At 70.6% G+C, this 14,190-nt stretch carries 10 protein-coding genes and 1 tRNA gene; 6 read left to right on the top strand and 5 right to left on the bottom strand.

Annotated features, from left to right (window positions below; translation table 11 throughout):
• Positions 1-15 precede the first annotated feature (15 nt).
• Together SBI80_RS09630 and SBI80_RS09625 are read right to left on the bottom strand one after the other, a co-directional pair.
• A complete protein-coding gene (locus SBI80_RS09630; RefSeq protein ID WP_318974397.1) occupies positions 16-1,572 on the bottom strand; it encodes an aldehyde dehydrogenase (NADP(+)) in 1,557 nt (518 codons plus the stop codon).
• A 116-nt stretch (positions 1,573-1,688) separates the two neighbouring features.
• Positions 1,689-2,084 (bottom strand): hypothetical protein, encoded by a 396-nt coding sequence (locus SBI80_RS09625; protein WP_318974226.1) that lies wholly within the window; start codon positions 2,082-2,084, stop codon positions 1,689-1,691.
• Positions 2,085-2,237: 153 nt separating this feature from the next.
• Between SBI80_RS09625 and SBI80_RS09620 the strand changes: the two genes are divergently transcribed.
• Genes SBI80_RS09620 through SBI80_RS09600 form a run of 5 tightly spaced genes read left to right on the top strand, consistent with a single transcriptional unit; the run spans position 2,238 to position 9,798 of the window.
• Entirely contained in the window at positions 2,238-6,161 is a 3,924-nt protein-coding gene (locus tag SBI80_RS09620; RefSeq protein WP_318974225.1) for a Pls/PosA family non-ribosomal peptide synthetase, read from the top strand.
• Positions 6,158-7,489: a M1 family metallopeptidase gene (locus SBI80_RS09615; RefSeq protein WP_318974224.1), complete on the top strand. Its 1,332-nt coding sequence runs from the start codon at positions 6,158-6,160 to the stop codon at positions 7,487-7,489. The genes SBI80_RS09620 and SBI80_RS09615 overlap by 4 nt, the downstream gene beginning before the upstream one ends.
• Positions 7,486-8,742: a hypothetical protein gene (locus SBI80_RS09610; protein ID WP_318974223.1), complete on the top strand. Its 1,257-nt coding sequence runs from the start codon at positions 7,486-7,488 to the stop codon at positions 8,740-8,742. The genes SBI80_RS09615 and SBI80_RS09610 overlap by 4 nt, the downstream gene beginning before the upstream one ends.
• Before the next feature lies 1 nt (position 8,743).
• The gene (locus tag SBI80_RS09605; protein ID WP_413232683.1) at positions 8,744-9,460 is read left to right on the top strand and encodes a polyprenyl-phospho-N-acetylgalactosaminyl synthase PpgS; all 717 of its coding nucleotides are present in this window, start codon (positions 8,744-8,746) and stop codon (positions 9,458-9,460) included.
• On the top strand, positions 9,457-9,798 hold the full coding sequence (locus SBI80_RS09600) for a DUF2304 domain-containing protein (RefSeq protein WP_318974222.1): 342 nt from the start codon (positions 9,457-9,459) through the stop codon (positions 9,796-9,798). The genes SBI80_RS09605 and SBI80_RS09600 overlap by 4 nt, the downstream gene beginning before the upstream one ends.
• A 67-nt stretch (positions 9,799-9,865) precedes the next feature.
• On the opposite strand, the gene SBI80_RS09595 is transcribed toward SBI80_RS09600, so the two are convergent.
• The gene (locus SBI80_RS09595) at positions 9,866-10,804 is read right to left on the bottom strand and encodes an NAD-dependent epimerase/dehydratase family protein (RefSeq protein ID WP_318974221.1); all 939 of its coding nucleotides are present in this window, start codon (positions 10,802-10,804) and stop codon (positions 9,866-9,868) included.
• 33 nt (positions 10,805-10,837) lie between these two features.
• On the opposite strand from SBI80_RS09595, the gene SBI80_RS09590 reads away from it, so the two are divergent.
• Entirely contained in the window at positions 10,838-12,637 is a 1,800-nt protein-coding gene (locus SBI80_RS09590; RefSeq protein WP_318974220.1) for a hypothetical protein, read from the top strand.
• Positions 12,638-12,754: 117 nt separating this feature from the next.
• Here SBI80_RS09590 and SBI80_RS09585 read toward each other — a convergent pair.
• Both SBI80_RS09585 and SBI80_RS09580 read right to left on the bottom strand, forming a co-directional pair.
• A tRNA-Thr gene (locus SBI80_RS09585) sits at positions 12,755-12,830 on the bottom strand.
• A 70-nt stretch (positions 12,831-12,900) separates the two neighbouring features.
• Positions 12,901-14,121, bottom strand: a complete 1,221-nt coding sequence (locus SBI80_RS09580) for a DNA polymerase III subunit delta' (RefSeq protein ID WP_318974219.1) — start codon at positions 14,119-14,121, stop codon at positions 12,901-12,903.
• Between the last annotated feature and the right edge of the window lie 69 nt (positions 14,122-14,190).

Raw genomic sequence — 14,190 nt, 5'->3', positions numbered from 1 at the left:
GACAAGTGGCGGCGATCAATCCCTGGTGAGTTCTCCGTCGACGCGCCGCCACAGGCCGTCGGGATTTCCGTCGGCAATCGGGCTGGGCAACAACGACTTCGGCGCGTTCTGGTAGCAGACCGGCCGGAGGAAGCGCTCGATGGCACGGGCGCCGACCGACGTGGTGCGCGAATCGGAGGTAGCCGGCGACGGACCACCGTGCACCATCGCATGACAGACCTCGACTCCGGTGGGCCAGCCGTTGAACAGGATGCGGCCCGCCTTGAGCTCGAGCACCGGTAGCAGAGCAGCGGCGTCACCGTGGTCGGAGTCCGCGACGTGCAGGGTCGCGGTGAGCTGACCTTCGAGATCGGCTGCCAGCGCTTTCATCTCGGCGACGTTGGCGCATCGGACGATGAGGCTGGCTGCGCCGAACACCTCGGCCTGCAGCGCCTTCGAGCCGCGGAAGGTGTTCGCGTCGGTGGTGAACAGGGCGGCGCGACACGTCGTGCTGCCCTCACCCGGTTCCCCGCGGACGACGAGATCGGCGCGCGCGTCGAGCCCGGCGACTCCCTCGGCGTAGTTCGCGGCGATGGCCGGGGTCAGCATCGGCGTCGCCGCGGCGTTGCTCAGCGCAGCACTCGCCGCGGTGACGAACGCATCCAGTTCCGGGCCGTCGACGGCGATGACGAGGCCGGGGTTGGTGCAGAACTGTCCGGAGCCCATCGTCAGCGAGGCGACGAAGGCGCGGCCGAGGTCGTCGGCGCGGTTGGCCAACGCTCCACCGAACAGGAACACCGGGTTGATCGAGCTCATCTCGGCATACACCGGGATGGGCTCCTGGCGAGCCGCCGCGGCGGCGACGAGGGCCATTCCGCCCGAACGGGATCCGGTGAATCCGACCGCCTTGATCCGCGGATCGCTGACCAGCGCGGTGCCCAGCCCCGGGCCGGAGCCGAAGAGCATCGAGAAGGTCCCTGGCGGCAGGCCGGCGCTCGCGACGGCGGCGCTCACCGCACGGCCGACCAGCTCGGAGGTGCCGGGATGGGCGTCGTGGGCCTTGACGACGACGGGGCATCCCGCCGCCAGGGCCGATGCCGTGTCGCCCCCGGCCACGGAGAAGGCCAGCGGAAAGTTGCTGGCGCCGAACACCGCAACTGGCCCCAGCGGCACCGCGCGCTGGCGAATGTCGGGACGCGGCAACGGCGTTCGGTCGGGCTGGGCCGCATCGATGCGCGCGCCGTTCCAACTACCCTCGCGCAGCACCGCGGCGAAGAGGCGCAGCTGTCCGGTGGTGCGGCCGACCTCGCCCTCGATGCGGGCCCTTGGCAGGCCGCTCTCGGCCGACGCCCTGGCGACCAGCGCGTCGCGCAGCGCTTCGATCTCGTCGGCGATGGTCTCCAGGAACCGGGCCCGACGCTCGGCGGAGGTGGCGCGGTACTCACCGAAGGCCGCAGCGGCCGCGGCGCAGGCGGTGTCCACGTTGGTGGTGTCGCCGTAGCGGTAGGCGGGGTCCAGCTCGACCCCGAGGGACGGATCGAAGGCCCGGAGCTCGACGCCGGTACCCGCGACGGGTTCACCGGCGATCACCATGCTTCCGGTCAGCGGGGCCGCAGGATCGATCGAGGTGCTGAACTCAGCCGCATGCGTCACGGAACCCACGCTAACGGGTGGTCGAGCCTGGACGGGCAGCGTCCGCAGAGAACGGCTCAGGCGGACTTGCGGCCCTGTAGCGCCAATCGCGCCAGCACGTCGCAGCCCAGCCGGCGCACGTCGACCTGCGGGGAAGCCGAGATCAGCGTCACACCGTCGGCCACGCCCGCCACCTCGATGTCGGCGATCAGACCGGCCAGCCCGTGCACGGTGCCGACGTAGCGCAGGGTGCCGTCGTCGATGACCGCCAGTTCGCGGACGGAGTGAAAGTCCCCCGCGACCGCCACGGTGAGATCCAAGATCACCGCGACCTCACCCCGGTCCGCGCGGATCCGCGCCCGCCCACGCTGGGCGCGCTGCAGATCGGAGGCCGCCAACCGCACGGTGTCCTCGCCACCGGAGGTCAGCTCACTCCAGTCGCCTTCGGCACCGTCCACCACGAAGAGTCGCACCCGGCCGACGGTAATCGCGCCCACCCGGGAGCGCGACGGTTGCGATCACGCCGAATCGATTGAGATGACCTCGCGAAGACCGGGAACCAATTCGTGATCTCGACCCCGTGCGGCGGCGCGAAGTCCACCACGCAGGGTTAGTAGTTTGTATCCGTGACGACGGACCATCGCCCGGACATCCCCGCGCAGTACCTGTTGTCGTCGTCGGCGCCCGAGCCCCGCACGCTGATCGACATCCTGCACGCGACCGCCGCGCGCCACCCCGACGCGCCTGCGCTCGACGACGGCGAAGTGCAGCTGACCTACGCCGAGCTCATCGCCGACGTCGAGGCCAGCGTGGCGTGGCTCGCGGCGCGCGGGATCGGACGCGGCGACCGCATCGGCATCCGCATGCCGTCGGGCAGCTACGCGCTCTACGTCGCCATCCTCTCGGCTCTGGCCGCGGGCGCGGCGTACGTTCCGGTGGACGCCGACGATCCGCAGGAGCGTGCCGACCTGGTCTTCGGCGAGGCCCAGGTGGTCGCCATCATCACCGACGCAGGCCTGGTCCGCGGGCCCGGTTCCTCCCGCGGCTGGCGCGCCGGGCCGCCGATGCCTCGCGACGACGCGTGGATCATCTTCACCTCGGGCTCCACCGGAACCCCCAAGGGCGTCGCCGTCACCCATCGCAACGCCGCGGCCTTCGTCGATGCCGAGGCCGAGGTCTTCCTTGCCGACAACCCGATCGGACCGGGTGATCGCGTACTGGCCGGGTTGTCGGTCGCGTTCGACGCGTCGTGCGAGGAGATGTGGCTGGCCTGGCGGTACGGCGCCTGCCTGGTGCCCGCTCCCCGCTCGCTGGTGCGCAGCGGCATGGATCTGGGCCCGTGGTTGGTGTCGCGCGACGTCACCGTGGTGTCGACGGTGCCGACGCTGGCGGCGCTGTGGCCGGCCGAGGCGCTCGAAGCGGTGCGGCTGCTGATCTTCGGCGGTGAGGCGTGCCCGCCGGAGCTGGCCGAACGGCTCGCGGTCGAGGGTCGCGAGGTGTGGAACACCTACGGCCCTACCGAGGCCACCGTGGTGGCGTGCCTGGCCAAGCTGGAGGGACGAGGCCCGGTCAGCATCGGGCTTCCGCTGCCGGGCTGGGATCTGGCGGTCGTCGACAAGGAGGGCTTGCCCGTCGCGGTCGGTGACGTCGGCGAGCTGGTGATCGGCGGTGTCGGCCTGGCCCGCTACCTCGACCCCGAGAAGGACGCCGAGAAGTACGCGCCGATGCCGACGCTGGGGTGGTCGCGGGCGTACCGCAGCGGCGACCTGGTCCGGCTGGAACGCGACGGCCTCTACTTCCAGGGCCGCGCCGACGACCAGGTCAAGGTCGGCGGCAGGCGCATCGAGCTCGGCGAAGTGGACTCGGCGCTGGTGCACCTGCCCGGAGTCAGCGGCGGCGCGGCGGCCGTGCGCAAGACCGCGAGCGGCACGCCGCTTCTGGTCGGCTACATCGCCAGCGCCGACCCGAACTTCGACCTGGCGGCCGCGCGCGTCGCACTGTCGGAGTCCCTGCCCGCGGCGCTGGTGCCACGCCTGGTGCTGCTGGACGAGCTGCCGACCCGGACGTCGGGCAAGGTCGACCGCAACGCACTGCCGTGGCCGGTCACCGGCGCCGCCGACGACGCCGACAACCCGGACCTCGGTGGGACGACGGGTTGGCTGGCCGGGCTGTGGCGCGACGTCCTCGCCGCGCCCGTCGCCGGACCCGAGGAGGACTTCTTCGCCCTCGGCGGCGGTTCGCTGTCGGCGGCCCAGCTGGTGGCCGCCCTGCGGGCCCGCTACCCGCAGGTGACCGTCGCCGACCTCTACGACCACCCGCGCCTGGGCTCGCTCGCCGGTTATCTCGACGATCTCGACCCGCCCGACGCCGTCGAGACCAGGGTCGTCGAGCCCGTCTCCCGATGGACGCAACTGGCCCAGCTGGCCGCGTCGGTGCCGTTGGCGACGCTGGCGGGCATGCAGTGGGTGGTGTGGCTGGCACTGCTGAACGAGTTCCTCGCCAAGGTCTGGCACCTGCCGTGGGCCGTGCCCGTCAACGGGTGGTTGGTGCTTGCCGGCTTCGGAGTCTTCGTCACGCCCCTCGGCCGGATGGCGATCGCCGTGCTCTGCGCCAGGATGCTGATCGGCAGCCTGGAGCCCGGCACCTACCGTCGCGGCGGGTCGGTACACCTGCGGGTCTGGCTGGCCGAGCGGCTCGGCGAGGCCAGTGGGGCCGAGAACCTCTCTGGCGCACCATGGTTGGTGTACTACGCCCGCGCGTTGGGCAACCAGGTGGGCAAGGGTGTCGACCTGCACTCGGCGCCGCCGGTGACCGGGATGCTGACGCTGGGGCACCGCTGCTCCATCGAACCCGAGGTCGACCTCACCGGGCACTGGATCGACGGCGACCTCTTCCACGTCGGCCCCATCACCGTCGGCAACGACGCCACCGTCGGAGCGCGCACCACGCTGCTTCCGGGCGCGGTGATCGGCAAGAACGCCGACGTGGCGCCGGGCTCCGGCGTGGTCGGCAAGGTCAAGGCCGGGCAGTACTGGAAGGGTTCGCCCGCCGTGAAGTCCGGCAAGGCCCGCCACCCGTGGCCCGACGAGCGCCCGCCCCGCGCTCCGATCTGGGTGGCGATGTACGGCATCACCTCCATCCTGCTCGGCGCCGTGCCGCTGCTGGCCCTCGGCGCCGGCCTCGCGGTGGTGGGCTGGGCCGTGCGCGGCACCGCGACGCTGACCGACGCGATCGTGCCCGCGCTGGCTTGGACGCCCGTCGCCACCCTGGTGGCCGTGGTGCTCTACGCGCTGCTGACGGTGCTCGGCGTCCGCCTGCTGGCGCTCGGACTGCGGGAGGGATACCACCCCGTGCGCAGCCGCGTCGGCTGGCAGCTGTGGGCCACCGAACGCCTGATGGACGCTGCCCGCAACTATCTGTTCCCCATCTACGCCAGCCTGCTGACTCCCCTCTGGCTGCGGCTGCTGGGCGCCAAGATCGGCCGCGACACCGAGATCTCCACGGCGCTGCTGACGCCGAAGTTCACCGTCGTCGAGGACGGCGCCTTCCTGGCCGACGACACCATGGTCGCGTCCTACGAGCTCGGCGGCGGCTGGATCCACGTCGCCACCGCGACGATCGGCAAGCGCGCGTTCCTCGGCAACTCGGGCATCACGCAGCCCGGGCGCCGGGTGCCCACCGACGGGCTGGTGGCCGTGCTCAGCGCGACGCCGCACAAGGCAAAGGCTGGGTCGTCATGGTTGGGCAGCCCGCCGATCCGCCTGCGCCGCCAGCCGACGGCCGCCGACGTACTGCGCACCTTCAACCCGTCGCGCAAGCTCAAGGTCATGCGCGGCATGGTCGAGACGTGCCGGCTGCTGCCGATGATGGTGACGTTCGCCATCGGCATCGCGGTATTGGGTGCGATGCAGGCGGTCGCTCTCGAATTCGGTTGGGTGCTGGCGGGATTGACCGGCGGACTGGTGCTGCTGATCGCCGGCGCGGTCGCCGGCGTCGTCGCCGTGGTGGCCAAGTGGTTGGTGGTGGGCCGCATCCAGGCCGTCGAACATCCGCTGTGGTCGTCGTTCGTATGGCGCAACGAGGTGTCGGACACCTTCGTCGAGACCGTGGCCGCACCGTGGTTCGCCAGAGCGGCGGCCGGCACGCCGGTGATGAACCTGTGGCTGCGGGGGCTCGGCGCGTCGATCGGCCGCGGAGTCTGGTGCGAGACGTACTGGCTACCCGAGGCGGACCTGGTCACCGTGGGTGACGGGGCGACGGTGAGCCGCGGCTGCGTCGTACAGACCCACCTGTTCCACGACCGCATCATGCGACTGGACACCGTCACCATCGAGGAAGGCGCGACGCTCGGACCGCACTGCGTGGCGCTGCCGGCCGCCAAGATCGGCGCCGGCGCGACCGTCGGCCCCGCCTCGCTGGTGATGCGCGGTGACGAGGTGCCGGCATCGTCGCGGTGGCAGGGCAATCCGATCGCGCCGTGGGGGACCCGGCGCAAGAAGCGGGGCGCCGCGCAGAAACCCGGCAAGAACACAGGGGAAAGCGCCGCGTGACGCGTTTGAAGAAGCCAACGAAGGGCACCCCACCGGTCATCGACCCCTACATCCCCAACGTCGGCAACTTCGGTTACCGGGTGTCGCGCTACGAACTCGACCTCGAATACAAGGTCAACATCAACCGGCTCGCCGGCTCGGCCACCATCACCGCCGTGACGCTCGCGTCGCTGAAGACGTTCAGCCTGGACCTTTCGGATGCCCTTGTCGTTGCCAAGGTTTCGGTCAACGGTCACCGTCCCGCCAACTTCTCCCGATCCAGGGGCAAGCTGGACGTCACGCTGTCCTCCGCGCTGCCCGCCGGCGCCGCGCTGAGCATCACCGTGCGCTACGCGGGCAACCCGAGACCGATCCGATCCCTCTGGGGCGAAGTCGGTTTCGAAGAACTCTCCAGCGGCGCCCTGGTGGCCGGCCAGCCCAACGGGGCCTCGTCGTGGTTCCCCTGCGACGACCATCCGAGCAGCAAGGCCAGCTATCAGATCGCCATCGCGTGCGAGAACCCGTATTACGCGCTGGCCAACGGCAAACTGGTCTCGCGCCGGACCAGGGCCGCGATGACGACCTGGACCTACGACCAGCCCGAGCCAACGTCGACCTACCTGGTCACCCTGCAAATCGGCAACTATCAGCAGCAGCGGCTGACCAAGTCGCCGGTGGTGATGAATGCCCTTCTCCCACAACGGTTGCGGCAGAACTTCGAATACGACTTCGGCCGCCAGCCGCAGATGATGAAGCTGTTCGTCAAGCTGTTCGGCCCGTACCCGCTGGCCAACGGCTACACCGTCGTCGTGACCGACGACGACCTCGAGATCCCACTCGAGGCCCAGGGCATCTCGATCTTCGGCGCCAACCACTGCGACGGGGAGCGCAGTGCCGAGCGGCTGATCGCCCACGAACTGGCCCACCAGTGGTTCGGCAACTCGGTGACCGCCCGCCGCTGGCGCGACATCTGGCTGCACGAGGGATTCGCCTGCTATGCAGAGTGGCTGTGGTCCGAGGAGTCCGGCGGGCGCACCGCCGACGACTTGGCCAGGCACTACCACCAGCGGCTGCGCCAGTCGTCGCAGAACCTGCTGCTGTCCGACCCGGGCCCCCGCGACATGTTCGACGACCGCGTCTACAAGCGCGGCGCGCTGACCCTGCACGCGCTGCGGAACTCGCTGGGCGACAAGAACTTCTTTGCGTTGCTCAAGGACTGGACGACGCGGCACCGGCATGCCACGGCCGTCACCGACGACTTCACCGGCTTGGCCGCCAACTACGCCGACGAACCGCTGCGGCCGCTGTGGCGGGCCTGGCTCTATTCGACGGCCGTACCCGACCTGTGACCGACGCGTCGACCGTCCCCAGCCAGGGACCGGTGACCAGGGGCAGCGTCGTCAAGGTCGGCGCGGCGACGGTGGTCAGCGCGCTCTGCGGGTACGCGGTGCTCTACCTCGCCGCCCGCGATCTGGAACCCGCTGGGTTCTCGGTGTTCGCCGTGTTCTGGGGTGCCTTCGGCTTGCTCGCCGGCGCCGCCAACGGACTGTTGCAGGAGTCGACGCGCGAGGTGCGTCAAGCCAGGGCGACGCCCACCGTCGACGGTCCGCGGATCCATCCGATGTGGGTGGCGCTGCTGGTCGGCGTGGTCGCCGCGGTGGTCGTCGTGGGCAGCGCGCCGCTATGGTCGGGCCACGTCTTCGTCGACGCGCGGTGGCTGAGCGTCGGCCTGCTCGGCGCGGGCATCGCCGGGTTCTGCATGCACGCCACCCTGCTCGGGGTGCTGGCCGGGGTGAACGGCTGGAGTCAGTACGGGACGCTGATCATGGGCGACGCCGTCGGCCGGGTGTCGGTGGCCGCGGCCACCTTCCTGGTCGGCTGGGGCCTCGGCGGCTATCTCTGGGCCACCGTCGCCGGGTCGATCGCGTGGCTGGTGCTGCTGCTGGTCTCCCCGACGTCACGATCGGCCGCGCGGCTGCCCACCCCCGGCACCATGCTGACGTTCCTGCGGGGGGCGTCGCACTCCATCGCGGCTGCCGGCGCCAGCGCGATCCTCATCATGGGCTTCCCGGTGCTGCTCAAGGCCACCTCGACGGATCTCGGCGCGGCCGGCGGCGTCGTCATCCTGGCCGTCACCCTGACCCGCGCGCCGCTGCTGGTCCCGCTGACGGCGATGCAGGGCAACCTGATCGCCCACTTCGTGGACCAGCGGAACCGGCCGCTGCGGTCGCTGGTGGCTCCGGTGGCGCTGCTGGCCGTGCTGGGCACCGCGGCCGTCCTCGTCGCGGGACTGCTTGGCCCGTGGCTGCTTCGCACCGCGTTCGGACCCGACTACCAGGCAGGCGGCGGACTCTTGGCGTGGTTCACCGCGGCGGCGGTGATGATCGCCCTGCTGACGCTGACCGGTGCGGCGACCGTCGCCGCTGCCAGGCACCGGGCCTACGCGGCAGGCTGGATCGGCGCGACGTTGGCGTCGACCCTGCTGCTCCTGTTGCCGCTGTCGCTGGACACCCGCACCGTGGTGGCCCTGCTGTGCGGTCCGCTGGTGGGAATCGCCGTCCACGTGGTTGCGCTCACCAGAGTGCCCGCCGCGAGCGTGTAGCTTGATCGGCATCGACGGCAATCACTACCCCCGCCATGACGACGTGTGGATCGTCATCCCCGCCTTCAACGAAGCGACCGTCATCTCCGACGTCGTCGCCGATGTCCGGTCGGTCTTCGACCACGTGGTGGTGGTCGACGACGGCAGCCGCGACGCCACCGCCGAGCGCGCCTGGCAGGCCGGTGCCCACGTCGTCCGTCACCCAGTCAACCTCGGCCAGGGCGCCGCGATCCAGACCGGCGTCGAATACGCCCGCAGTCAACCCGGGGCCGCGGTGTTCGCAACGTTCGACGCCGACGGGCAGCACCGCGTCCAGGACGTGCTGCGGATGATCAAACGCCTGGAGTCCGAGGATCTCGACATCGTCGTCGGCACCCGGTTCGCCGACAGCGCGCCCGTCGACATGCCGCTGCTGCGCCGGCTCCTGTTCCCGTTGCTCGCCAAGCTCAGCCCGGCCAGCCGCAGGCTGGGTCTCACCGATGCCCACAACGGGCTGCGGGTGTTCAACCGCACCGTGGCCGACGGGCTCGAGCTGACGATGAACGGCATGGCCCACGCCAGCGAGATCATCGCCGAGATCGTCGACAATGGCTGGCGGGTGGCCGAGGAACCCGTCGAGATCCTCTACACCGACTACTCCATGTCGAAGGGGCAACCGTTGGTCAACGGTGTCAACATCGTCTTCGACGGACTCCTGCGGAAGAGGATGCGCCGATGAACTGGATCCAGGTGCTGCTGATCGCGGCGGTCGTCACGCTGCTGGTCTACCTGCTACGATCGCGGCGCAGCGCCCAGGCCAAGGCGTGGGTCAAGGTCGGCTACGTGCTGTTCGTGATCGCGGCGGTCTATGCGATCGTCCGGCCCAACGACACCACCATCGTCGCGAACTGGCTGGGTGTGGCTCGCGGCGCCGACCTGCTGGAGTACGCCCTGATCGTGGCGTTCCTGTTCACCACGATCAGCACCTACATGCGGTTCAAGGACCTCGAGCTGAAGTACGCGCGGCTGGCGCGGGCGGTGGCGCTCGAGGGCGCGCGGGTCCCCGAGGCCAGGTAACCCCGCGAGTGTGAATCCGGCGACGGAATGGGGCCGCGAACCGTCGCCAGAGTCACACTCGGCGGTACTAGTCGTGCTCGCGGAAGAACTGCACGGTCTTGGCGATGCCGTCGGTCAGCCCCACCCGCGGTGACCAGCCGAGCACCTCGCCGGCTCGCCCGTTGTCCAGGCAGGAACGCCGCAGATCGCCGAGCCGCGGCGGGTGCATCTCGGGCTCGTCGGGTGCGCCGGCGGCGGCGGCGACGGCGGTGTGAAGCTCCCGCGTCGAGGTCTCCACCCCGGTGCCCACGTTGAAGCGCAGGCCGCTGCCCGCCTCACCGCCGGCGCGCACGAACGCGTCCACCACGTCGTCGACGAAGACGTAGTCGCGGGTGTCGGACCCGTCGCCGAAGATCTTCGTGGGCTTGCCGGCCAGCAGCGCCTTGGCGAAGATCGCGACGACGCCCGCCTCGCCGTGCGGGTCCTGGCGCGGGCCGTAGACGTTGGCCGGGGCGATGTGCGAGCAATCCAGGTCGTACAGGTTGCGGAACATGTTGAGGTACACCTCGCCGCACACCTTGCTCGCCGCATAGGGCGACGACGGGTCGACCGGCACGTCCTCGTTGGTCGGGTAGACCGGCGGCGTGCCGTAGATCGATCCGCCCGAGGAGGTGTGCACGATCTTGCGCACCCCGGCCCGGCGGGCGGCCTCGGCCAGCCGCACGGTCCCCACCACGTTGACGCTGGAGTCGAACTGCGCGTCGTCCACCGAGCGCTTGACCGAGATCTGCGCGGCCAGGTGGAACACCACCTCTGGCCGGGTGTCGGCGAGCAGCCCGATCAGGTCGGCGTCGACGATGTCCGCCTTGGCGAACTCGTAGGTGTCGTGGCGCTCGGCGCCGACGATGTTGACGCTGTTGCCCGAGCTGAGGTCGTCGACGCCGATGACGGTGTGACCGTCGGCCAGCAGCCGATCCACCAGTGTCGATCCGATGAAGCCTGCCGCTCCGGTGACGAGTGTCCGCACGTGGTCACGATACCGACACGTACAGTCGCTCCGGTGATTCGGCGGCTGGGAGCGTGGCGACCTGGGGCGCCCTGGGTGCTGTACGCCGCCGTCGCCCTGATCCTGCTGCAGCTGGCCGTCCGCGGCGTGCTGGCGTTCAGCGGCTACTTCTACTGGGACGACCTGATCCTGATCGCCAGGGCGGGCACGCACGGCCTGCTGTCGCCGGCGTATCTGTTCGACGATCACGACGGGCACGTGATGCCCGCGGCGTTCCTCGTCGCCGGCGCCATCGCCAAGGTCGCTCCGTTCCAGTGGCTCGGCCCGGCCATCAGCCTGATCGTGCTGCAGCTCGTCGCCTCTCTGGCGCTGCTGCGTGCGCTGTACGTGATCCTCGGGTGGCGCCCGGTGCTGCTGATCCCGCTGACCTTCGCGCTGTTCAGCCCGCTGGGTTTGCCGTCGTTCGCCTGGTGGGCGGCGGCGCTGAACGCGTTGCCGATGGTGGCGGCCATGGCGTGGGTGTGCGCCGACGCGATTCTGTTGGTCCGCACCGGCGATCGGCGCTACGCGATCGGGGGCACCGCGGTGTTCGTCGGCGGGTTGCTGTTCTTCGAGAAGGCCGCCGTGATCCCCTTCGTCGCGTTTGCGCTGACGGCGCTGCTGGCCTACGTCGGCGGTGACCGCTCGGCGGTGAAGACGGTGTGGCACCGCGGTCGTCGGTTGTGGATCGCCTCGGCTGCGCTGACGGCCGCGTGGGTGGGGCTCTACCTCCTGGTCGTCGACCAGCGGCGGTGGACGCTGGACCTTCCCATGACCGGTGACCTGCTGGTGCGGTCGGTGACCCACGGCATCGTGCCCGCACTGATCGGGGGGCCCTGGCGGTGGGAGCGCTGGGCGCCGTCCTCACCGTGGGCGCTGCCCCAGTGGCCGGTGATGGTGGTGGGCTGGCTGGTACTGCTGGCGGTGATCGCCGTTACGGTCGCCCGCAAGGAACACGCCCGGCTGCTGTGGTTCGCGGCGGCGGGGTACGTCATCACCTGCCAGGTGCCGATCTACCTGATGCGGTCGTCGCGGTTCACCGCCATCGAGCTCGCGCAGACGCTGCGCTATCTGCCGGATCTGGCCGTGGTGCTGGCGCTGCTGGCGGCCATCGGCCTGTGCGCCCCGAATCGGCCCGCATCGACCCGGTGGGACGCATCCCGGGTCAGGACCGGCGCGGTCCTGGTGACCGCACTGCTATTCCTGGTCAGCTGTGGTTACTCGACGGCGACGTTCGTCAAGAGCTGGCACACCAACCCGACCCGGGCATACGTCGCCAACGTGCTGGCCAGCCTCGCGACGGCGAACGCGGCAACCACGGCGCCACTGCTCGACCAGGAAGTCGATCCCCTGATCCTGCAGCGCTTCGCCTGGCCGGACAATCTCTTCAGCCACGTCTTCGCACTGGTGCGGGATCGACCCGAATTCGCCACCAGCACAACCGATCTGCGCACCTTCGACCGCAAGGGCCATCTCGTCGACGCCCAGGTGACCTGGGTTCGGCATACGCTGGCGGGGCCAAAACCTCAGTGCGGGTATCTGGTTCAGCCCGACGCGCCGGTCCGCATGCCGCTGGACGGCCCGATGTTGCCGACGGAGTGGACCGCCGAGATCAATTACCTGGCCAACAGCGACGGGTCGATGACGTTCGCCCTGTCCGACGGCGATGCCACCAGGGTCCCGGTCCATCCGGGACTGAACCGGGTGTTCGTCCGGCTGTCCGGGGCCGGAGACGCCATCCTGGCCAGTGCCAACACCTCGGCGCTGTCGGTCTGTCTGGCGTCCGGCCCCGTCGGCTACGTGGCGCCGCCCTGAAGTGCAGTAGTCGGGTGCCAAGAGATGTCAGATCAAGGCGACCTACGACCCGCACCGGGTGTTCTGCTACGGGCTAAGCATCGGCGCTACGGGATGGAACCGCGCCGGGGTGGAACGTGGGGCCGCCTTGGGGAATCGAACCCCAGACCTTCTCATTACGAGTGAGATGCTCTACCGACTGAGCTAAGGCGGCACGCCCCGTCAGCATGGGGCGGGACGAGTCTACGGCAGGCTCCCGCGCGCACCCAATTCACCGTCGGCGATCAGACCCGCAGCGCCTGGCCGACGGTCGCCACCAGCGCATCGACCGCGAACTTCGGCTTGACGTTCATCGCAAGCGCGTCGCGGCACTCCAGCACCGCCTCGATGCAGCGCAGCAGACGATCGGGCGGCACGTGCTCGGCCATCGCCGCCACCCGGTCCGCCATGTCGGGGTGATTTGCCTGGATGCCGCCGGCGCCCGAGGACACCAGCAGGGCGTCGCGGAAATAGGTGGCGAGGTCGATCAGCGCGCGGTCCAACGCGTCGCGCGACGCCCTGGTCTGGCGGGACTTCTGTCGCTTCTCCAGGTCCTTGAGCGCGCCCGTGGCCCCGCGCAGCGCACCCGCGGCGCCCTTGCCGGTGCCGCCGGCCCCCAGCGCCGTCCTGAGCTCCTCGGTCTCGGCCTCGTTGCGGTCACCGGTCAGCGCCTTGGCCTCGTCCTCGGCGGTGGCGACCAGCTCCTCGGCGGCGGCGTACGCCCGCGCCGGCGTCGCCGCGTCCCTGGCCAGGCCCAGAGCCCGCTCGCGGCGCTGCCTGGCCTGGGCGTCGGTCGCCAGCCGGCGCGCCCGGCCGACGTGTCCACCGCTGATCGAGGCCGCCCAGGTGGCGTCCTTCTCGGTCATCCCGTCGGTGTCGACCAGCACCTTGGCGATGGCGTCCAGCCGCGGCGTCACCAGCGCGACGTGGCGGCAGCGCGAGCGCAGGGTGATCGCGATGTCCTCCGGGTCGACCGACGGCGCGCACAGCAGGAACACCGTCGACGCGGGCGGCTCCTCGACGACCTTGAGTAGCGCGTTGGCGGCGCCCTCGGTCAACCGGTCGGCGTCCTCGACGATGACGACCTGCCAGCGCCCGGTGCCCGGCCGTCGCGACGCGATCTGGACGATGTCGCGCATCTCCCTGACGCCGATCGACAGCCCCTCGGGAATGATCCGTCGCACGTCACCGTGGGTACCGGCCATCGTCGTCGTGCAGGCCCGGCACTCGCCGCACCCGGGCGGCCCGTCCGACGTGCACTGCAGGGCGGCCGCGAAGCAGACCGCGGCGATGGACCGTCCCGACCCGGGCGGGCCGGTGATCAGCCAGGCGTGCGTCATCCGGCCGCCCATCGCGCCCGCGGCCAGCGGGCTGTGAGCCGAATCACCGCGGGCCGCCCAAGCCGCGCCAACCAGCTCCGCCTCGACGGCGTCCTGACCCACCAGACGCGAGAAAACACCGCTCATCGATCCCCGACTCTAGTGCTCCCGGGTGACCTTTCACCGAAGACGCCGGTGAACAGCGGCCATCTCCGT

It is taken from the genome of Mycolicibacterium sichuanense (assembly GCF_033741125.1).
GTDB lineage: Bacteria > Actinomycetota > Actinomycetes > Mycobacteriales > Mycobacteriaceae > Mycobacterium.
This window is presented reverse-complemented; position numbering and strand designations above follow the sequence as displayed.

What these genes read in the sequence shown, in the direction of transcription:
- SBI80_RS09630 (WP_318974397.1), bottom strand. Translation starts at nt 1,572, where the DNA reads ATGGTGATCGCCGGTGAACCCGTCGCGGGTACCGGCGTCGAGCTCCGG.
- SBI80_RS09600 (WP_318974222.1), top strand. Translation starts at nt 9,457, where the DNA reads ATGAACTGGATCCAGGTGCTGCTGATCGCGGCGGTCGTCACGCTGCTG.
- SBI80_RS09580 (WP_318974219.1), bottom strand. Translation starts at nt 14,121, where the DNA reads ATGAGCGGTGTTTTCTCGCGTCTGGTGGGTCAGGACGCCGTCGAGGCG.